The 19,442-nt window shown below is 70.8% G+C and carries 19 protein-coding genes and 1 tRNA gene; 7 read left to right on the top strand and 13 right to left on the bottom strand.

Annotated elements, in window-relative coordinates; genetic code table 11:
* Window positions 1–137: 137 nt before the first annotated feature.
* Window positions 138–4,358 carry a MobF family relaxase gene (mobF, locus tag AC2A1K_RS32750; RefSeq protein ID WP_483900543.1) on the top strand — a complete coding sequence of 1,407 codons (4,221 nt, stop codon included), beginning with the start codon at window positions 138–140 and terminating at the stop codon, window positions 4,356–4,358.
* Between the two features lie 86 nt (window positions 4,359–4,444).
* Here mobF and AC2A1K_RS32745 read toward each other — a convergent pair whose 3' ends face one another.
* The gene (locus AC2A1K_RS32745; RefSeq protein ID WP_483900542.1) at window positions 4,445–5,077 is read right to left on the bottom strand and encodes an HAD family hydrolase; all 633 of its coding nucleotides are present in this window, start codon (window positions 5,075–5,077) and stop codon (window positions 4,445–4,447) included.
* A gap of 11 nt (window positions 5,078–5,088) precedes the next feature.
* Window positions 5,089–6,411, bottom strand: coding sequence for a helix-turn-helix domain-containing protein (locus AC2A1K_RS32740; protein ID WP_483900541.1), 1,323 nt, complete (start codon window positions 6,409–6,411; stop codon window positions 5,089–5,091).
* Between the two features lie 177 nt (window positions 6,412–6,588).
* On the opposite strand from AC2A1K_RS32740, the gene AC2A1K_RS32735 reads away from it, so the two are divergent.
* Window positions 6,589–6,843 (top strand): hypothetical protein, encoded by a 255-nt coding sequence (locus AC2A1K_RS32735; RefSeq protein WP_483900540.1) that lies wholly within the window; start codon window positions 6,589–6,591, stop codon window positions 6,841–6,843.
* Window positions 6,844–6,955: 112 nt separating this feature from the next.
* Here the strand turns inward: AC2A1K_RS32735 and AC2A1K_RS32730 are convergent, their stop codons facing one another.
* The 7 genes from AC2A1K_RS32730 to AC2A1K_RS32700 are packed head-to-tail and all read right to left on the bottom strand — an operon-like array spanning window position 6,956 to window position 11,135.
* Window positions 6,956–7,489, bottom strand: a complete 534-nt coding sequence (locus AC2A1K_RS32730; RefSeq protein WP_483900539.1) for a hypothetical protein — start codon at window positions 7,487–7,489, stop codon at window positions 6,956–6,958.
* 27 nt (window positions 7,490–7,516) lie between these two features.
* Window positions 7,517–7,813 carry a hypothetical protein gene (locus AC2A1K_RS32725; protein ID WP_483900538.1) on the bottom strand — a complete coding sequence of 99 codons (297 nt, stop codon included), beginning with the start codon at window positions 7,811–7,813 and terminating at the stop codon, window positions 7,517–7,519.
* Window positions 7,810–8,478 carry a hypothetical protein gene (locus tag AC2A1K_RS32720; RefSeq protein WP_483900537.1) on the bottom strand — a complete coding sequence of 223 codons (669 nt, stop codon included), beginning with the start codon at window positions 8,476–8,478 and terminating at the stop codon, window positions 7,810–7,812. The genes AC2A1K_RS32725 and AC2A1K_RS32720 overlap by 4 nt, the downstream gene beginning before the upstream one ends.
* Complete coding sequence (locus AC2A1K_RS32715) at window positions 8,475–10,214, bottom strand: type IV secretory system conjugative DNA transfer family protein (RefSeq protein WP_483900536.1); 1,740 nt, start codon at window positions 10,212–10,214, stop codon at window positions 8,475–8,477. Before AC2A1K_RS32715 ends, AC2A1K_RS32720 begins: the two co-directional genes overlap by 4 nt.
* A complete protein-coding gene (locus tag AC2A1K_RS32710) occupies window positions 10,214–10,618 on the bottom strand; it encodes a hypothetical protein (protein ID WP_483900535.1) in 405 nt (134 codons plus the stop codon). Before AC2A1K_RS32710 ends, AC2A1K_RS32715 begins: the two co-directional genes overlap by 1 nt.
* Window positions 10,615–10,836 carry a hypothetical protein gene (locus AC2A1K_RS32705; RefSeq protein ID WP_483900534.1) on the bottom strand — a complete coding sequence of 74 codons (222 nt, stop codon included), beginning with the start codon at window positions 10,834–10,836 and terminating at the stop codon, window positions 10,615–10,617. Before AC2A1K_RS32705 ends, AC2A1K_RS32710 begins: the two co-directional genes overlap by 4 nt.
* Complete coding sequence (locus AC2A1K_RS32700) at window positions 10,836–11,135, bottom strand: helix-turn-helix domain-containing protein (RefSeq protein ID WP_483900533.1); 300 nt, start codon at window positions 11,133–11,135, stop codon at window positions 10,836–10,838. Before AC2A1K_RS32700 ends, AC2A1K_RS32705 begins: the two co-directional genes overlap by 1 nt.
* Before the next feature lie 143 nt (window positions 11,136–11,278).
* Between AC2A1K_RS32700 and AC2A1K_RS32695 the strand changes: the two genes are divergently transcribed.
* Window positions 11,279–11,659: an XRE family transcriptional regulator gene (locus AC2A1K_RS32695; RefSeq protein WP_483900532.1), complete on the top strand. Its 381-nt coding sequence runs from the start codon at window positions 11,279–11,281 to the stop codon at window positions 11,657–11,659.
* 282 nt (window positions 11,660–11,941) lie between these two features.
* Window positions 11,942–13,498: a helix-turn-helix domain-containing protein gene (locus tag AC2A1K_RS32690; RefSeq protein ID WP_483900531.1), complete on the top strand. Its 1,557-nt coding sequence runs from the start codon at window positions 11,942–11,944 to the stop codon at window positions 13,496–13,498.
* Between the two features lie 385 nt (window positions 13,499–13,883).
* Here AC2A1K_RS32690 and AC2A1K_RS32685 read toward each other — a convergent pair whose 3' ends face one another.
* The 4 genes from AC2A1K_RS32685 to AC2A1K_RS32670 all read right to left on the bottom strand — a co-directional run bounded on the left by AC2A1K_RS32685 (window position 13,884) and on the right by AC2A1K_RS32670 (window position 16,919).
* The gene (locus AC2A1K_RS32685; protein ID WP_483900530.1) at window positions 13,884–15,002 is read right to left on the bottom strand and encodes an IS630 family transposase; all 1,119 of its coding nucleotides are present in this window, start codon (window positions 15,000–15,002) and stop codon (window positions 13,884–13,886) included.
* Window positions 14,999–15,196: a hypothetical protein gene (locus AC2A1K_RS32680; protein WP_483900529.1), complete on the bottom strand. Its 198-nt coding sequence runs from the start codon at window positions 15,194–15,196 to the stop codon at window positions 14,999–15,001. The genes AC2A1K_RS32685 and AC2A1K_RS32680 overlap by 4 nt, the downstream gene beginning before the upstream one ends.
* A gap of 162 nt (window positions 15,197–15,358) precedes the next feature.
* The gene (locus tag AC2A1K_RS32675; RefSeq protein WP_483900528.1) at window positions 15,359–16,753 is read right to left on the bottom strand and encodes a tyrosine-type recombinase/integrase; all 1,395 of its coding nucleotides are present in this window, start codon (window positions 16,751–16,753) and stop codon (window positions 15,359–15,361) included.
* 93 nt (window positions 16,754–16,846) lie between these two features.
* Window positions 16,847–16,919 (bottom strand) — tRNA-Arg (locus tag AC2A1K_RS32670).
* Between the two features lie 100 nt (window positions 16,920–17,019).
* On the opposite strand from AC2A1K_RS32670, the gene AC2A1K_RS32665 reads away from it, so the two are divergent.
* From AC2A1K_RS32665 to AC2A1K_RS32655, 3 genes are all read left to right on the top strand, one after another.
* The gene (locus AC2A1K_RS32665) at window positions 17,020–17,589 is read left to right on the top strand and encodes a hypothetical protein (RefSeq protein ID WP_483900527.1); all 570 of its coding nucleotides are present in this window, start codon (window positions 17,020–17,022) and stop codon (window positions 17,587–17,589) included.
* A gap of 130 nt (window positions 17,590–17,719) precedes the next feature.
* On the top strand, window positions 17,720–18,640 hold the full coding sequence (locus tag AC2A1K_RS32660; RefSeq protein WP_483900526.1) for an NAD-dependent epimerase/dehydratase family protein: 921 nt from the start codon (window positions 17,720–17,722) through the stop codon (window positions 18,638–18,640).
* 203 nt (window positions 18,641–18,843) lie between these two features.
* Window positions 18,844–19,314 carry a DUF6194 family protein gene (locus tag AC2A1K_RS32655; RefSeq protein WP_483900525.1) on the top strand — a complete coding sequence of 157 codons (471 nt, stop codon included), beginning with the start codon at window positions 18,844–18,846 and terminating at the stop codon, window positions 19,312–19,314.
* The last annotated feature ends 128 nt before the right edge of the window (window positions 19,315–19,442 follow it).

The following is a 19,442-nucleotide window of genomic DNA, read 5'->3' as shown; positions in this document are numbered from 1 at the left end:
GGCACAATCTCACACTGCGGACGATTCCTCGGTAGCCTGGACAGTTTCCGTCGCCTCTTCTGCCAGGGTCCTGTGATCCTCTCCTGAAAGACGCAATACACCAAGGCATTAGTTAATGATCTTGGTAAGTTCGGTGGGTGCTCAGCATCACCCCGATCTCGGCGGGCGCGGCGGGGGTCGATTACCTCCTTCGCCAGTCGGGCTGTCGCGAGGGTGAGCGGAGCACACAGGAGCGGGACCCCGGGCCGTCGGACCCGGAGAACGGAGAGCGCGAGACGAAAGCCGGAGCCGGCTTTGAACCAGCTGATTCCGGCGCCGACTACCTGCTCCGCTCGCGGGAGGCCGACGGCAGCGTGAGGTGGTGGGGGACCGGCACAGACGACGTCGGCGTTGATCGCTCTAAGGCGCCGCGCGACGACGAGGTCCGCGCTGTCTTCGGGCGCCTGGAGCACGCGTCGACGGGCGAGCCCCTCGGGTCCCCGCCCCGTCGCTACCTCAGCGCCGAGGAGAGAATCGAGCGGGCTTTCGCCGCCGAGCCCGAGGCCACGCCGGAGCGACGGGCGGAGATCGAGTGGCGCGTGCGCGGGAGCCAGCGCAAGGCCGTCGGCTATTACGACCTCACCTTCTCACCGGCCAAGTCGGTCTCGGTGCTCTACGCCGCGCTGAGCGTGGCGGGCCGGCGTGAGGAGGCGAAGCAGGTGTGGGCCGCCCACCGGGCGGGCGTCGAAGCGGCGATGACCTACCTGCAGGAGGAGGCCGGCTACTCGCGCGCCGGCTACCACGGACGGGCCAAGTACGGCCGGTCGGTGGGGGAGTACGTCGCGGCGCGGACGTGGGCGGCGGTCGAGTTCGACCACACCACCTCACGGGCGGGCGACCCCCAGCTGCACACCCACGTCGCGGTCCTCAACCGCGTGCGGTGCGAGGGCGACGCAGAGTGGCGCACGGTCGACAGCCGCGGGCTGTACCGCGCCCGTGGCGCCGCGGGAGCGGTCTACGAGCGCACGTACGAGGAGGCGCTGAACCGCGCTCTCGGCGTCGAGTTCGCGACCCGGCCGGACGGGAAGGCCCGGGAGATCCACGCGATTCCGCCGGAGGTGCGCGACGCGTTCTCCCAGCGACGCAGCGAGGTGGCGGCGGTGGTCGACGACTTCATCGCGGAGTATGCCGAGCGCCACGGCCGACCGCCCAGCCAGTACGAGGTCACCGTCGCCGCGCAGCACGCCGCCCGCTCCACGCGTCAGCCGAAGCAGGACGTGTCGGCCGAGGACCTCGAGCAGTCCTGGGCGGCGCGGCTCGAGGGCGTCCTCGACGGGGTCGACGCCGCGCGCCAGGCGCCCGAGCGGCAAGACGTGCCGACCTGGGACCGCGACAGGGTCATCGCCGCAGCTGTGCACCGCGTGCAGAGCGCCCGAGCGACCTGGACGCACTACGACCTGCTCGTCGCCCTCGACGCCGAGCTCCCGGCCCCGCTCGGCCTGGAGCCCGGCGAGCACCACGAGCTGCTCGAGTCCCTCGCCACCGACGCCGAGGGCCTCGGTGCGGGCGTCGTCCCGCTGACGCCCGGCGAGATCGTGCCCACCCCGGCGGCGCTTCGTCGAGACTCCGACGGCCGACCGCGCTTCCGGCCCCACCGCGACGACCGTTTCGCGACCCTGGAGCAGCTCGACGCTGAAGAGCGGCTGCTGGCGCTCACGCGGACCGGCGGCGCTCCCGTGCTGATCGACGAGACCCTGAGCGCCATCGACGCGGAGCTCGGCGCTCTCGGACTCGACCCGCATCAGCGAGCCGCCGTCATCGGCATCCTCGGGTCCTCGCGACAAGCCGACGCGCTGATCGGACCCGCCGGCACGGGCAAGTCACTCACGATGGCCGCGCTGACCGCCGCATGGGCCGAGAACCACGGCACCCCGGCCATCGGCGTGGCTACCTCCCAGGCTGCGGCCGATGTGCTGGCCGACGACGGGGTGGCGGCGGTCAACGTCGCCCGCTTCTTACAACGGCACGAGCCACGGCCGGACGGTCCGGCAGCCGAACCCCTGCCGTACGGGTGCCTCGTCATCGTCGACGAGGCCGGGATGTCGGCGACCGACCAGCTCGACCGCGTGCGTGCCTTGGTCGAAGCCGCGCACGGCAAGATCGTCCTGACCGGAGACGACAAGCAGCTCGGTCCGGTCGGTGCGGGCGGCGTCCTCGCACACCTCGCGCGCGCCCATCCCAAGGACGACCCTGCCGCCGATGGGCCCGTCTTCCGGCTCGCGGAGCCCCGGCGCTTCCGTGAGGGCTGGGAGGGAGAGGCGTCGCTGGGCCTCCGCCGGGGCGACGTCGCGGCGCTTCAGGCCTACGACGAGCACGGGCGGGTCCGCGCGGGCCATGCCGACACCATCGTCGACAAGGCGACCTCGGCCTACCTCGCGGACACGCTCGCCGGCCAGCGCTCGCTCCTCATCACGGCCACCAACGGCCAGGCGGCGGACATCGCCGGACAGGTCCGGGCCCAGCTCATCCGGCTCGGTCACGTCGACCCTGACGCCGACCCGGCCGTCCTGCGGGACGGCAACAGGGCCACCCGCGGCGACCTCGTCCAGACGCGGCGCAACGTGTGGGTGCCCGACCAGATGTGCGGCCCGACCCGGCCCGTCGTCAACCGCGAGGTCTGGAGGGTCGAACGCCGGCTCCACGACGGCTCCCTCGTCCTCGCTCCCGCAGAAGGACGCGACGGCGCCCGAGTCGTCCTCGACCCCGAGTACGTCGGTGCCCATCTCACCCTGGCTTATGCGGGGACCGTGCACTCCGCGCAGGGCCGCACGGTCGACACTGCACACACGCTGGTCGACCGGGCGACGACGCGAGACGCCTTCTACGTCGCCATGACGCGGGGTGCTCGCTCCAACACGGCCTGGGTCACGACGGCGGCCGAGGTCGACGACGAGCAGTACGTCGAGCCCTTGCGGACCGAATACATGGGAGTCCTCACCGACGTCCTCGAGCGCGAGCGGGATGACCGCACGGCCACCGAGGTCCTCGCCGACGAGACCGACCACAGCGAGTCCCTCCTCGCGCTCGGCGTCGTGTGGTCCGGCGTCGGCGCGGAGTACCGGCGGGACGTCAACACCGACCGTCTGCTGGACCGCCTCGGGCCGGAAGCTACCGATGCGCTCGTCGACGAGCCTGGATTCGGGCGGCTCCTCCGGGCGATGCACGAGATCGAGATCGACGGGCACGACCCGGACGCGCTGCTGGATGAGGCTGTTGGCCGCAGCGAGTTGCGCTCGGCGCGGTCGATGTCGGATGTGCTGCGGTGGCGCCTGCGGCAGACCGCGGAGGAGCGGGTAGCCGAGCCGCGGGGCTCGACATGGGCGGACAGGACGCCGCGGGGCGACGACAAGATCGCGGGCTACCTCGCCGACGTGGCCGCCGAGATGGACCGCCGCCAGGAGCGGCTCGGCGAGCTCGCAGCCGCCGATCCGCCGTCTTGGACGCAGCAGCACCTCGGCGAGGTGCCGGACGATCCCCTCGCCCGCGCCGAGTGGTGCCGTCGTGCCGGCGCGGTCTCTGGATACCACGAGCTCTACGCGCCGCAGCGGGACGACCTCGGCCCTGCCCCATCGCGCGAGAACCCGGAGGCGCGCGCGGCGTGGGTCCGTGCCTACGAGGCGCTCGGCGCCCCCGAGGCGCTGCGCGACTACCGCGCGGCGACGGACGAGGAGCTCAAAGCGCTCGTCGCGGCCTACGAGCGCGAGGAGACCTGGGCGCCGCCGCACGTCGCCGACGTCCTCCGCGAGACGCGCCAGCGCGTTGCCGACTACGCGACGCGGGCCGAGCTCGCGGGTGCCGAGGCGCGGGTAGCGCCGACATCGGAGGAGCAGGCAGAGCTCTTACGGCGAGTTGCGGCGCATCGCGCCTTCGTCGCTTGGCAACGCGAGCGGGCGGAGCAGCTCGAGGTGGTCCACGACGCCCGCGGGCGATGGTACGAGGAGACCGCTGAGGCACGAGAAGGAGCTGAGTACGCGCGCCAGGAACTCGACGAGCGCGAGACGCCGTCGGAGGACGCCGCGGGTGACGCGGCCCCAGACGGTCCTGGCTGGTCACCGGGGGACGAGTTCCCAACGCACCATCACGACGTGTCAGAGCCCAAGCTGACGCACGAACCCGAGAGGGCCTCGCGGCCCGACCCGACGGTGTTCCAGCGCGACGCCGACGGTCTCGACCTGGAGGCCGCTGTGGCGCGGGCGCGCACCGCGCTCGATGAGCTTCGGGCGCGTGATGTCGCCCGCGCAGTCACCGAGACGCCAGATGTCGCATCGCTCGAGCCCGAGGAGTGGCATGTCCAGCCCGACCACGCCGACCAGCGATGACCCGTCGTACGGCGCTCGCTCCGCAGCGCCCCGGCGCGGCTTGCCCAGGCCGACTCCAACGCGAAGTGGCTTCCGCGCCACCTGTGTCAAGCGACGATGTCCGCGAGCTCATTCAGCGATGCCGCGACGGCGAAAGGGTCGACGCAGCCGGGAGAAACGATGTTGGCCCACGGCCCCCGACGCAGCTGGACCGTCCAGAGGCCCGCTTGGGCCGCTGGCGCGATGTCGTTGTCGAGCCGGTCGCCGACATAGGCGATCTGAGCCGGCTCATGTCCTGACACCGCGATGAGCTTGTGGAAGAAGGCGACGTCCGGCTTCGCCACGCCCCAGTCGTCTGACGTGGCGAGCGTGTCGACGGGCAGGTGGAGCTCGCGCAGGAATCGGCCAGCCCGCGAGGTTTGATTGCCGGCAATGCCGACAAAGAGGCCGCAATCGCGAAGAGTCTGCAGGCACGGTCGAACGTCTGGGTAGAGGTCATACGAGTTGAGGTATTCGCCGAGACCGGCCTGCACGCGTGCGTCGCGCTCAGCGGCAAGGTCGAAGCCCGGCCGGAAGTGCTCGAAGACCTCGCGGTAGTCGCCGCCCCTTGCGAGGACTGCACCGAAGACCGTGGAGAAGGTGTGGCGGGGGACGCCGAGCCAATCGGCCCAGGTGCCGTACTCGCGGGTCTCGTCGATGAGGACCTCGCCGACGTCGAACCACACTGCGCGGATGGTCATCCAGGCTCCGGTCAGTTCAGAGAGGACACGCGCTCGTTGAGCGTGCGGACCGCAGGCGACGAGGCGTGCGGGTGGACGAGGCGGAGGAACGAGCGCACTCGACCCGACCCGGTGGCATAGCCCGCCTGCGCGAGCTCGTCAACTGCCGAGATCGCGATGCGGCAGGCCTCGTCGAGCTCGCCGTCGCGGTAGTGGACCGTCGCGAGATCAGCCAGCAGCACCGAGCGCTGCTTCGCAGCAGCCAGGGGAAGGCTCAGCGCCTCCTCCAGCTCGGCCCGAGCCGACTCGTAGCGACCGGCGAGGAGGTTGGCGTAGCCGGCGAAGCCCGCGAGTCGGGTCGCGTCGTAGTAGTCGAACCACCGTGGCCCGTCGTCGTGTCCCACCTCCGTCGACAGCGCCTCGCGTGCCCGATCGATCGCGGACAGCGCGGCCATGTGTTCCCCGGCGTTGGCCTGCACCTCGGACTCGATCGCATCGACCCAGGACCTGATCAACGGGTGGGGCTGACCGGCGAGCGCGACGCGCGCTGCGGCGAGGTGGTCGAGGGCCGCGCTCGACGCGCCCGCGGCGGCTGGGACGAACGCGAGGTGTGCCAGGGCTGCAGCTTCCTGCTGAGCGTCCTCCGCCTCGTGGGCCGCTTCGGCGGCGAGGGTGTAATGGCCTCGCGCGGCCATCGAGTCGTCGAGGTCGAAGAAGCTGAGGCGTCCGACCAGGGTCGCGCTGCGCGCCTGGTTAGCGATCAACCGCACCTTCTCCCGACCCGTCGCCCGCCTCGCCGCTGCGGAGACGGCATCGAGGTGGGCGAGCGCGACGGTGAGCAGCGCGACGGGGTCGGACGAGTGATACCGCTCCTGATAACGGTCGCTGAGGTCGTCGAACGTCGCACTGGTTGCGGCCGTCGCGTCTCCGGAGTCCTCGGCACTCATCGACAGCAATCCCATCACGGTGAGCAGCGTGCGTCGCCGTGCGACCTGGTCCTCGACGACCTGCACGACGCGAGTCCGGAGGACCTCGGCGCCCGGACCGAGGTGATCGAGCAGCTCGTACGCTCCGCGGCGGAGGTCGTCGACCGCTGCGGCGACCCCGGGGCCACGGGCGTTCGTGCGCAGCCCGAGCATGCGGGGCTCGACACCGAACAGGAGCGCCAGGAGCTCGCGGTAGTAGGTGCTGACACCCTTTGCGCCGCGTTCCCACTTCGCGATCATGTCCGCGTTCACGCCCACGTGGTCGCCGTGCTTCGCCCACGCCAGTCGCTGTACGTGCTCGGCGACGTCGCGCTGGGTCCACCCGCGTTCCTCGCGAAAGGCGCGGAGCCGTGCCGGCTGCCCGTCCATCAGCGGTCCTGTCTCGAGTCGTCACGACCGCTCGACGGTAGCCGCGACAGGGCGTCCAAGGGCTCGGGACTAGTCATCGGACTACATCTGGACCGCCGTCGGGACTACGTGCGCGGACCCCGTCGCGACGACGGTCGGGCGGGAATGAGGTTCCTCGTCGCAGGAGCCCCCGAGTGCGTGGGAGTGGTTCCTGTGGGCGCGTTCCACCTGCACGCCCGGCTCGTCGAGGGATCGCTGGGCGCCTTCTCGCGCGACGAGACGCGCGCCTCGACCGCGGACAGCTGGCTTGCGGCGCTCACCGAGGCCGAGGACCTGCGGAACACCGGGTTCACCGTATGGATCTACGAGCACGGCCCGCCGCATACCTTCCCGACGGGAAGCGACCTCCGTCTGGTGCAGTGCCTGGCGCCCGAGCGGTACCGACCGCGGTGAGCGGCCGGCACCGTCCCGAGGCGGTGATGCGGCCGTGGTCGATGCGTTCGCCGACGACCCGCAAGACCTCGCGTCGCATGCGCTGGTGGCGCTGGGCCGCGACGCTTCCTCGTCACCTCATCTGACGCACGCCGACCTGCAAGCGGCACTCAGCAGGCGCGAAAGAGGCGAGGAGATCGTCGGGTACGCCCGCGAGCTGCAGCGTCCCGTCCAGCTCGCGGATGGCCAGGCCGAGGTCGGAGGCCAACCCGTCGGTCAGCGAACGCTCGTAGCGGCGGCGGACGAAGGGCAGGGCACGGTCGAGCGAGGGCCGATCCAGGTGCGTTCCGCGGGCGAGCCGGACGACGAGGTGCGCGTGCAGCCTAGGCTCGCGCTCCGCCTCGCCGGGCCCGTGCTCGACGACGTCGATCTCGGCCGGCTGGTCGTCGTACCGGTACGGCGCCAACGCGCCGACCTGTGTGGCCGAGGACCACACGCCGGCGTGCTCCAGCGCGCTACGGGCCGTCTCGACGGCGCGGCGATGGCTCTGCTGGAGCACGTCCACTTCGCAGCGACGACCCGCCGCGACCAGAGCCTGCAGGTAGATCGACACCGAGGCGGGCGGTTCGAGGAGGACGTCGACCGCCACAGTGTCCGTCTGGGTCATCCCGCCACTCCTGCCCTCGGCCCGTCATCAATAGCCCCAGGCTACGTTCACCGCGTTCTCGTGGGCGAAATTGCACAGGCGCACGAGAGCGTCGATCTCGACCTGATAGGTCACGGGCACCGGGTCCGTGAGCCACTCGGCCAAGCGCGTGGGGTTTACCACCGCATGGCCGGGGTCCGACTCGAGGTGACGATCGATGATCCCGAGCAAGCGCAGCAGCGCCACTGCGTCTCGCGCGTCCATCTCGACTTCCGGTGCTGCTGCGTGTGGGTAGAAGGTGCCGCGGGGCGAGCGGTGGCCCGCCGTGAAGATCGTGTTGGTCATGGTGGCCCCTCGGTCTCGGGGCGGCGGATGACGTCGGCGCGCACGAAGGCCTCGAAGCGTGTGTCGAAGCCGCGGTGCCGTTCCGGCGGAACGCGGCTGTCGTCGACGTGCTCGATGTAGCACGGCTTGAGGATTTCTCGCGCCCTCGTCAGGACAGTCGGCAGCCATCGGCTGTGCCATTCCGCCGCAGTGCTGATGGAAGCGTTCGGGTTGTGATAGGCGAGCTGCCAGGCGATGTGGAGCCACGACAGGTGCTCGACGAGTTCGGGGTGGCGGTACCAGCAATCCCTGACGACCTCCGTCGTCGGCGGATATCGGGGAAAGAGGACCACTGTCATCCAGCGCGCGAGGCGGGTCCAAGCGGTTCGAGCCTCTTCGGCCCGCAACTCCGTCCACGACGGCAAGCGCGGCGACGTCTCCGGACCGTCGACCAGGACCGCGATCTGCTCGGCGAGGGCGGCGAGGTGCGACCGGACATCGGTGAGGTCCGAGGCCAACGAGGGGATCGCTCCGAGCGGCGCGCCCTCGTCCCCGAGCGTCTCGTCGAGCAGCGAGCCGAGGGCGTTGATGTCGGCATCGACGGTGTGCCGCAGCCCGTCGACCTCGCGTCGGAGCTCGTCGATCTGCGCCGCCAGCACATCGAGGCCGGAGCCGGGCCGCGTCACCGGCCGAGCTTTCGGTCGACCAGCAGCTGGAGACGTCGGCGCCAGTACGTGGCGCGCCACGCGAACGTCGTCCACGCGGTGGGCCACATCCGCGCGCGCGACCAGACCAGTCGAACCCTCGCGATCGTCGGCGGGCTCGAGCGGTAGAGCACGAGGACGTGCCACGGCGGAAGGGTGCGCAGGCCCTCCGGCGGGAGGACCGGGGCGATGCGCGTCGAGTAGCTGATCGACGAGCGTCGGTCGCCGCCCTTGTTGATCGAGTCGCTGATCGACGGCTCGTCACGGCTGCCGCACAGGCGCGAGATAGCCTCGAGATCACGCTCGACCCCGAGCCCGCCGTAGTACAGGCGCAGGTTGGCGTTGTTGGTGATCGTCTCGGCGCCTCGTTCGCCCCACCTCTGCGCCAGCTGCGACGGTGACTGGACAGCGGTGAGGATGTGGATGCCTCGTCCGCCGGCGTCAGCCGTCCAACGGTCGAGCGGCACCGGCGCGATGAGGGCGGCCTCGTCGAGGGCGAGCATCAGGGCGGGATCGAGCCGACCGTGGGGGAGGCGCGCCGCCAGCCGCTTGCTGGTCTCGAAGACGTGATCGGTGAGGGCCGCGAGGAGGGGCGCGATGGATCCGTGTCCTCGCTCGGCGCCGATGAGGAACAGCGTGCCCCGACACGCGATGAATCTCTCGACGTCGAAGCGGGGCTCTGCCGCCGCCGGGCACACGACCTGCGCGACCTCGGGATCGCCCATGAACGCTGTCGCCAGGGCGAGGGTCAGGTAGATCGACTCTCGGGTGCGATCCGCCCGGGTGTGGGCCACCTGGGCGAGGGCCCGCTCCCACCCCGGCGGGACACGGCCGCGATGCCGGGCCAGCTCCTTGAGCGCGGTCTGGTCGTCCGGGTCGTTGACCCAACCCGCCACGGCGTCCATGCCGCGGCCGCTGAGCGCGGCCGCGAGCAGGTAGGCCCGCAGGACGACTGCGCCCTGCTCGGCGAAGAACTGACCGTCGCGCAGGCTCTCGCCGGTCTGCGTGGCCGACACCATCGCGCTCGCCCGCTCCTGGGCGACCGAGGGCTCGTGGCACCCGTCGACGGGCGACCACCGGAAGGTCGACGGGATGCCGCCGACCTGCTCGGGGTTGAACACCAGCACGGGACCGCGCGCCCGTCGAGCCCGCGCCACGTACGAGAGCACGTCCGCCTTCGTCGAGGTCGCCACGACGGCGCCGGGGAAGTCGCGGACCGCGGCCGCGAGCCAGCCGGTCTTCCCGGTCTGGGGCGGGGCCACGATGAGCGCGACGTCGCGGTGGGAGCAGTACAGGTCCCGTCCCCGGAGCGGGCCGACGACGGATCGTCCGACGTAGGTGCCGAACTCGACGTCCTCGAGCCCAGCGCGAACTGTCTCGGGAAGGGTCAGGGCGGACGGCCGGACCACGGAGGCGAGGCGGCGGATCGCGCCCGCGCTCATCGATCGTCGGAGGTCCCGCGCAGTGGCCCAGCCGATGCGGCCGTAGGTGGTGCGCACGCGCCCGCGTGGGGTGCTCGGCCAGACGAGCCGCGCTCCGTCCAGCACCGCGACGGCGGTAGCGGCTAGAGCGATCATGTACAGCCCGATCGACAGGGCGATCACGGTGACCAGGCACCCGATCGCGAGACCTGCGCCAGTAGGCAGCGCCCAGGGCCACCCCACGACGCGGTGGCGCGCGAGGCGATGGCGCGTGCGCCTCCGGTCCTCGGTGAACATCAGGTTTCTCCTGGTCGGTCGGGCGAGGGCGCGAGTGTTCGGTGGGCCTCGGCGAGCAGCCGGCGGCCGGTGCGGTCGGAGCAGCCGAAGAGAGAACTGACGGACTCGCCGGTCAGGACCTGGCCCGACTGAAGGAGCGCGACGAGACGGGAGACCCTCGACGGGACGTCGGTGGGGTCGGGCGAGGCGCCGTTGCCGGGTTCCGGCGTGGGTCCGATCGGTGCTCCCGGACCGAAGGCGGTCAGGTGCGGCGGGAGGCCGGTGCGCAGCGAGCGGAGCTCGGCCACCTTCTGCGCGAGTGCCTCGGCACACGAGGGACACCGCGGCGTGCCGAGCGGATAGGTCTTGCCGCAGCCGAAGCACCGCCAACCCTCGCCTCGGCCGCTGTAGATCTCGCCGTTCACGAGCTGGTGTCCACGGCGCCGAGGAGCTGGCCGGCTGTGTCGCCAACCCAACTGGCGACTGCCGCCGTGGCCTCCGGGACGCCGGCGCCCATGGGCGTGGTGGCAAAGAGCGCAAGAGCGACGACGCCGAACAGGAGAGCAGGACCGGCAGCGCGAGCCCGTGCGCAGACGACAGCGGCCAGGGTGGAGAACACGACGAGCGCGGAGATGACGTCCATCAGGACTCCTCGAAGCGGTGGGCGGGCGCGGAGGGTCGGGAGAGGGAGCTGGTGCGGCCAGTCGCGCCGGTCCCAGGGGCGGCGACGTCGGTCGCGTCGACACAGGCGCCGGTCTCGACGGCGCGGGTCGCGAGTTCGTCGACGGCGCGGGCCGGCACGACGTACCGGCCCCGCACGCGGACGGCGGGGAACGTCCCGGCGCGGATCGCGCGGTAGATGGTGGCCGGGTCGACGCGGAGCGCCGCGGCGGTTTCGCTGACCGTGAGGAAGAGACGGGGCGAGGTGTGGTGCGCAGTCATGACGAACCTCGAAACGTGAAATCGGCGCTCTTGACGTTGATATCGGCGACTTGCTGGCCTGACTGCCGCCACTCCCATGAACTTGGCCATGTGGCTCGATCGCGGCGTTTAGCGTTCTCGCTCGAGATGAGCGAGGAGTGGCGGTGACGGGAGACTGGAAGGCGGTCGCGACCGCGATCGGTGACCGGCTCGACGAGCTGGGCCTGGAGCTCCGGGAACTCGCTCGTCGCTCGCAGGTCTCTGAGTCGACTCTCCGCGAGCTCCGCTACAACACCAATGAGCGCCGCCGGTCGACGCGGACGCTCTCCAGTGTGTCCGTGGGACTCGAGTGGCCTCCCGAGTATCTGAGCGGCATTCTCGAAGGCACAGCTGACGCAACTGCGGAGCCCCCATCCTCGATCGACAGCCGCCTCGATTCCATTGATCGACGTCTCGACGAGATGCAGGCACTTCTTGTTCAGGTGGCGCGTGATATCTCGGCCCTCCGTCAACCGGATCGCGGTGACCGAGATGCCGCGCGGTGATGTCGCAGGAGCCCGACGCTCTTCACGACGAGGTCGGTGCATTCGCAGCCCTCTCATCGCGGATGACCGCTTCCAGAGAGTTTCAGGACGCTCGATCCACTCTGTCTTCGGAACCCGCACGCCTCGTGTCTGCGCGATCCCCTTGTGGAAGCGGAGCCGCTCCTGCTGTTCATGCCACGAAGTCAACAGCGAATCCGTGACATCGCCCATGCATCCGTCGTGCACTCGCAATGCACCAGCTCTGCACGCCCGTTCTGGGCTGAGCGCGGGAGGCGGCGGCTGATGTCGGCGCCGACGACGTGGACGGCGCGTGACGCGTGCTTTCTGGAGGCCGCGCTTCGCCTGACCCAGGAACGCTTCGCCGACCGGCTCGGGGTGGCCGTCCGGACCGTGGCGAAGTGGCACGAGAAACCCGAGCTGGTCCCGACGCGCGAGATCCAGCAGGCGCTCGACACCGTCCTCGAACGCGCCTCTCAGAGCGAGCAGCAGAGGTTCGAGGGCCTACAGTCGCCGACCGCACCAGCGGGCGACCGTCTACCTGAGAGGGGGCATGAGGGCGCCCACGAGCGTCTGGCGTCGGACCCACACGTCGGTTCCGCGCTCAACTGGCTCGACCGGGCCGCGGTCCGGGAGCCGGGCTCATCTCGCCGGGCTGTGGCGGCCGCTCTCACCCATGCGCAGGTTCCGGACCTCCTCGACCGGGCGAGCCGTCGCTCGCAGGTGGGGCGGCGAGCAGTCGCTGAAGCGCTGGCCGCGTACTACGGGGTCGGAAGCGGTGAGGTCGGGTTCTACGCTGGTCGCCTGGACGGTCGGAGTGCGCTCCGCACGTCCGTGGTGGCGCGGAGCAATTGGCTCGACCTGACCGCGAGCCTCGGTACCGGTGGCGAGCCGTTCCGGTTCGGTCGGAGCGTGCCGAGTCTGACCATCCCGGACCGGGAGACCTTCGACCGAGCCAGTCGCCGCCTCGCAGAAACTCTTGCGCTCGGCGGTCGGCTGGTGAACCGGCCGCTCTACCGACTCACGAGCATCGAGGCCTCCCCGTCCGTCATCACGGGAGAGGTCGCAACGACGACGTTCGCCGCTTACGCGCTGACCCTCGACCTCCTCGAGGGCGAGCTGCTGGATGCTATCGCGAACCGGGCTGAAGGTGGCCTGCTACTCCCGCTCCGCGATGCCCTGCTGCCCTCGTTGTCATCCCTTCTTGAAGTCTCAACCCGACTCTGCGCGGGCGGCGTTCTCGCCCTCTGTGCCATCGCGCGTCCGGCCGGGGACTATGTGCTTCTGGTGCAAGAGCGGTCGAGCGCAGTTCTGAATGCCTCGCACTCCCTGGCAGTGATCCCGAAAGGGTTCCACCAGCCGCTGACCGAACCCGTGGGCAACGCGCCAGTCGGGCAGACCCTTTTGCGGGAGATGGAAGAGGAGCTGTTCGGACGGGAAGACGTCGACAACACTCTCGGCCGCTCCCCCTACGCGGACCCCATGCACCCGACTCGTCTGACCGAACCCATGTCGTGGTTGCTGAACCACCGTGACGCCTGGCGTGCTGAATGCACAGGCTTTGGTCTCAACGCCGTGAGCGGGAACTTCGAAGTAGCCAGCCTCATCGCGATCCATGACGAGACCTTCTGGTCGACCTTCGGGGGATACATTCAGGCGAACTGGGAGTCGAAGAGCCTCAGGCTTCACTCGAGCCTTGACTACGACGGCCTCCTCGAGCTTGCTGCCGACGACGGGTGGAACAACGAGAGCCTGTTCGCGCTGCTGCAGGGCCTCCGTAGGCTCGCGAACCTCGACCCAGAGCGGGTCGACAGCCCGACGATCACGTGGGAGCTCGCCTGATGGCCCGTTCATGGCAGACGGGGAACGCTGAGGACGACAGCCGCGACACCCGCGGGTGGTTGCTGGGGCACTTCATCGAAGCGGGAGACATCCGCGCCACCGATGTCCTCGAGGTGAAGTGGGGCGTCCACCCGGCCGGCGACGAGCGCGCGAGTTGGGTGCCCGGCGACGAGCGCACCGCTCTGGTCATCCTTGTATCCGGAGGTCCTTTTACTGTGACCATGAGAGACGGTGACGCAGCTCTACGGGCTCCCGGAGACTACGTCCTCTATGCACCAGGAACGGACCACTCCTGGCGAGCATCAGAGCAGTCGGTAGTCCTTACCATTCGGTGGCCTTCAACCGCAGCCGCTCGCTAGTGCGCTGGCCATGAACGTTGACCGGGTCATGCGGCGCGGGGCCGGCCCCAGCGTTGTTGGCGTTCGCTGCGGACGCGGGCGCGTTCGCGGCGTTGGGCGGCCAGGACGTCGGGGTGGCGGGCGTGGGCGTTGCGCCAGCGCAGGTAGTCCTGGATCCGGCGGGCCAGCGCGGGATGGTTGGGGTGGTTGGTGGCGCCCATGGTGAAGGTCCGCAGCGGCCCGAACTGGGCCTCGATGGGGTTGGCCCAGGAAGCGTAGGTCGGGGTGAAGCACAACTCGACGTTGTTCTTCGCCGCCCAGGTGCGGATCTTGGGTGTCTTGTTCGCGGAGAGGTTGTCCAGGATGACGTAGATCGGGGCGCTGTCGGGTCGGGCAGCCCGGATCGACTTGAGCGCGGCGAGGGTGTTCTCGCCGCCCTTGCGGGCGCGGGTGACGCCCCGGAGCTGGTCGTCGCCGAGGCTGTAGCAGCCGTGGAAGTAGCGGATGCCGTGCGTACGTGTGTAGGTCGCGGGCAGGCGGACCGGGCGGGTCTCAGGCGCCCAGGTGGTGCCGTGGCAGGGTCGGATCGAGAGCGGCCCGAACTGGTCGAAGGCAAAGCAGCGGTTCGGGAAGCGGCCGGTGACGTCCTCGATCCGGTCGAGTTTGGAGTCGAAGTCGGGATCGTTGGACTCTTTCCAGGTGCGGGTCCGCTGGAAGGACACCCCGCGAGAGTGCAGCACCTGTCGCAGCCGCTCCCGCCCGATCCGCAGGCCCCTGACCCGGCCCTGCGCGCGCCCGGCCGGGCAGCGGTGGTCGCACTCGCCGAGGTGTGCGGCGAGCTTGCGCACGCTCCAGTGGGAGAACGCCAGCCCGTGCTTGCCGGGTCGGGTGGTGGCCGTCGCGACGATGAGCTCGACGTCATCGTTGCTGATCAGGCGGGGACGGCCTCCCGCCCACTGAGGGTCGGGCGCATCAAGCCCCCGGGCGTTGAACGCGTGGATCACATCGCGCACGGTGTCCTCGTCCGCGGCGACCAGCCGGGCGATCGCTGGCACCGGGGTCCCCGAAGCCGAGGCCAGGACCATCGTCGCCCGCCGGACCCGGATCGAGCCGCCCTTGCCGCGGCGCACGATCCGGGTCAGCTGTTGGCCTTCTTGCTCGCTCAACCGTCGAGCTCGTACTGCGCGGTCGCGGCGAACATCGCCGCTGCCTCGGACGCGCTGCGGCCCTGGGTCGAGGCCAGCACGATGCCCGCCCGGCGCAGCCGCACCCGGTCCTTGGCTGTGCGCGTCACCTTGACCAGACGCTGCGCCTCCGAGGCAGTCAGCTCCCGGACGAACACCTCTGCAGGCCGTGCCATCGCCCACCACCTCCAGCGACAGCCTCCAGCCTTCCAAGATCCCGATCAAGACCAGTTACGACAGCAACGTTCCTTGCCGCGGCACTAGCGCACTCGCTCGAGCGTCATCCCGGGCACTGCAGAACCCACATCCGAACGGTCTCAAATCCGTCGGAACGGTCGTCATCTGACGAGCGTGCGTCGGCCGGCCAGTGTCGTCACCAACCCAGCGGTCCGGAGACTGGCGACGGCGCGTTGCGCGGTTCCGACAGCGACCGAGAAGTCGTGGGCGAGATCTGCGATGGCTGGAAGGGTCGCCCCGCTGATGAGTTCGCCCGACTCGATCCGTCCACGAAGCACGTGGGCAACCTGCTCGTACGGCGCGCTGGGTTGGCGATCGGCAGGGCGGGGCTGCGGCACGATGGAGCTCATGGTGGCTGCGGCCCGCCGGTCGGCCTCGGCGACCCACGCGGCATAGACCTTGAGCGTTGTCGCTCCGCCGTCTCCGTGGCCGAGGCGTCCGGCAACCGTCCGGATGTCGACGCCCGCCGCGAGGAGTTCGGTGGCCGAGTAGTGGCGCAGGGAGTGCAGACGGGTGCTGCGGAGGCCGAGACGGACCGCCAAACGCCGATAACGCTGGGTGGCAGTTGCTGGCCGTAGTGGACTCGAGCCATCTGGCAGGGGCGAGAAGACGAAGCCGCCGTCTGGGAGATCGACGCCCAAGGCCGCGCAGGTAGCCAGCCGGTTCTGACGATGGGCCTCAAGCATTGCTACTGCTCGCTCGTCGAGCGCGAGCCGTCGGCCCTGGTGCGTCTTCGTGTCCTTCTCGAGCTGCCCGTTCGTGGCTCGCGTTACGGAGACGACCATGCGGACGAGGTCGATATCGCTCCAACGCAGAGCGCACATCTCACCGCGGCGCGCGCCCGTGACCATGGTAAGCCAGAGGAACAGGCACCATTCCGGATCCGATGCGGCTTCGTTCAGTACGGCCGCGGCTTCGTCAGCCGAGGGCGGGTCGGGCTCGTGTCGCTCGAACGCGGGTGGCCGGGCGATCTCAGCCTCGTTCACGCCGAGGTGGCGCCAGCGGACGCCGAGCCCGAGGGTCGCTCGCATGATGAAGTGGATTTTGCGGACCGTGTTGGCGGCAAGAGGCCGACAGGTGTGGCCGGTCTTCGTGCGCCCCCCACAGAGTTCGCGGCAACGGCGAAGCCGCGCGTAGAAGAGCTCGAGGACCTCAGCGTTGATCTTCCCCGCCGCGGCCGGCCCGAAGGCAGGACGGAGGTAGGTCCGGATCAAGACCTCGTACCGCTCGGCGGTGCTCTGGTCATGGTCGGAGACCTCCATCCATTGGTCCAGAAGCTCGCCGACAGTCGTGCCAGTCCGCGGATGGCGGCGCTCGTCGACCTGAGCCTGGAGTTTCGTGACCGCCTTCTTGGCCTCTGTCCGGCTCGACGTGGTCTCTCGGAGATAGCGGCGGCTTCCCGTCAGGGGGTCGATGCCGGCGTAGACCGACACCCGGAACGAGCTCGGTCCGCGCTGCTCGATGTGGCCCCGCTGACGGGCCTTGCTCGCTGGCATGGGAGCGAGAGTAGGCCGAGCTGATTCCCATCGTGATCCCCAAGAGGTCCTGTGCCTCTGGGGTCGAACGGTGTTGATGCAGGTCACAAGGGGCGCCCCCGGCAGGATTCGAACCTGCGACACCGGCTTTAGGAGAGCCGTGCTCTATCCCCTGAGCTACGGGGGCCCAGGGGAAGGGTAGCGGCAGGGCGCGTTCGACGGTCGTCGTCCCTGATCGTCGGCGCAGGGCGCCCGGTCTCGCACGATCGGGTGATAGCGTCCGATTCGTGGCCCACGGTCCGGTACCCGACGCGATGTCCGCGCGTCGTGGGGTCGCCTCGGTCGCGCTCGTCGCGTCCGCGGTCGGGGTCGTGGCCGTTGCCGCGGGGTTCGACGTCCTCGCCGGTGAGCGGCCGGACCACACGCTGAGCCTGGTGCTCGTCGCCGGGGCGGTCGGACTGATGCGCTGGTTCGCGCGCGGCCGGCTGCAGAGCCTGTTCTTCCTGCTCAACGTGGCGCTGGTCGTGCAGCCCGTGGCGCACGGCATGAACAAGGTGACCCAGGCGACCGCGGGCATGCTGCCGCACTCCCACGACGTGCCGCACGACCTGCACGGGCTCGTCGTCCAGCTGGTTGCCGCGCTTCTCGTGGTCGTGGTCGCCGGCAGCGAGCCGATCGTCGCGTTCGTGGCGTCGACGGTGCTGGCGGTCACGCGTCTGCCCGTGCCCGAGACCGCGGGCCCGGCCGTCACGGCCGTCGACACCGACGGCGACGAGGTCCGCTCCGAAGGCGTCGGGCGCATCCGGTGCCGACCACGGCGGGGCCCGCCGGTCGGGCCCGGGCTCGCCGCCGCCTGATCTCCCACCGGCCCCCCGGGCTGGAAGACCTCGTCGCGCACCGACGCACGACGGGTGCGGCGCGCCCCTGCGCTGACCCCGTCCCGCTCGGCCCCTCCAGGCCGCTTCAGACCCGTGAGGCGACACCTCCATGTCCACGCCAGACCAGCTCGCCGGACGACGCGTCCTCGTCACCGGCGCCACCGGCTTCGTCGGCCGGCACCTCTGCCGACGCCTGCACCGTGAGGGCGCCGAGGTCCACGCCCTGGCCCGTCGTCCTCCCCGGTACGACGCCGGCGTCACATGGCACCGCGGCGATCTCCTCGACACCGACGCATTCGCCGCGTTCGTGCGGCGGGTCCGCCCCGACGTGATCCTCCATCTGGCGAGCCTCGTGGCGGGCCACCGCGAGAGTGCGCTGGTCCTGCCCATGCTCGACGCCAACACCCGCGTCGCGGTCGCCGTGATGGCCGCCGCGCACGAGGTCCCCGGCTGTCGGGTGGTGCTCGCCGGCTCGATCGAGGAGCCGCGCGGCGACGAGGCGCCCGTGTCGCCGTACGCCGCGGCCAAGGGCGCCGCGACCGGCTACGCGCGCCTGTTCCACAGCCAGTTCGACCTGCCCGTGACCGTGCTGCGCATCGCGATGGTCTACGGGCCCGACCAGCCCGACGAGCGCAAGCTCGTGCCGTACGTGTGCGCATGCCTGCGCGACGGCCGGGCGCCCGCGCTGTCCAGCGGCGTCCGCGCGGTGGACTGGGTCCACGTCGACGACGTGTGCGACGCCTTCGTCCGTGCGGCGACGGCGCCGGACGCGCCGGGCCGCGTGCTCGACGTCGGCTCGGGGGAGACGACGACGATCGCGGAGGTGGTCACCACCCTCGCCGGGATCGCGGGCTATCGCGGCGCGCTCGGGTTCGGGGAGGTCGCCGACCGGCGCCACGACGTCGCGCACGTCGCCGACCCCGCGCCGGCGGCGCGGCATCTGGGCTGGCGGGCCGTGACGGACCTGCGCAGGGGCCTGGCCGGCACGTGGGCCTGGTACGAGGACGACACGCGGCACGCGACCGGCTGAACCGTCCGGCCGGCGCCCACGCCGTTTCGAGCCGTGGCCGATCCGGGAAACGGTGGGGCACCGCGGGCCGACGGCCGGCGGTCGGGGCGGCTCCGCCGGCCGTTGAGCCACCAGCGACGGCGGGGTCGTCACCGCTCACCATGCCTGTGATGTGAGCCACTCGACACGGACGAACGATCATGGAGACGTGCTCGTCTGCGGGCATGGATCTCGACACCGTGACGGCCGCGCTCCGCTTCCCCGACACCCGGATCATCGAGGCGAACGGCGACGTCTACGCCATCTGTGATCCGGACGGCACCTACGAGCAGCGTCCGCGGAACGGATGGGCCACGGTGGTCACGTCGGACGCCCACGACACCGCGTCGGACCTCGAGCGGCCCGGCGTGTTCCGGCTGAACCTCGGGCTGCCGCGGGAGCGTGCGGCCGAGATCGTCGGGGGTCGCACCGATCCCGCCGAGCACGACCTCACCGCGCTCGACGTGCTGATGCCGCACCCCGTGTACGGCGCCCACGGCTTCGTCTGCGTCCTCAACCCGGACCGGACGTGGCCGGTGGTGCAGGGCCTCGTCGACGAGGCGCACGCCCACGCGGCGGCGCTGGAGGGTGCGCGCCGACCGCGGAGGCCGCGGAGGTCGCGGAGGCCGCGGAGGTCGCGGAGGTCGCGGTCCTAGATGTACCCGGCCAGGAGGTTGGTGACGGTGCGGCGTGGCTGATTGCACAAGGAAGGCCCTTCGGGCGGGGTGGAGGTGTCTGACGCCGCCGCCACGCCACGAAGGGCCTTCCCGTGCACGCTAACGCC

This window comes from Actinomycetospora sp. 2LY8.5 (genome assembly GCF_057180585.1).
The sequence above is the reverse complement of the archived record's forward strand: the minus strand, read 5'-3'. Positions and strand labels throughout refer to the sequence as shown.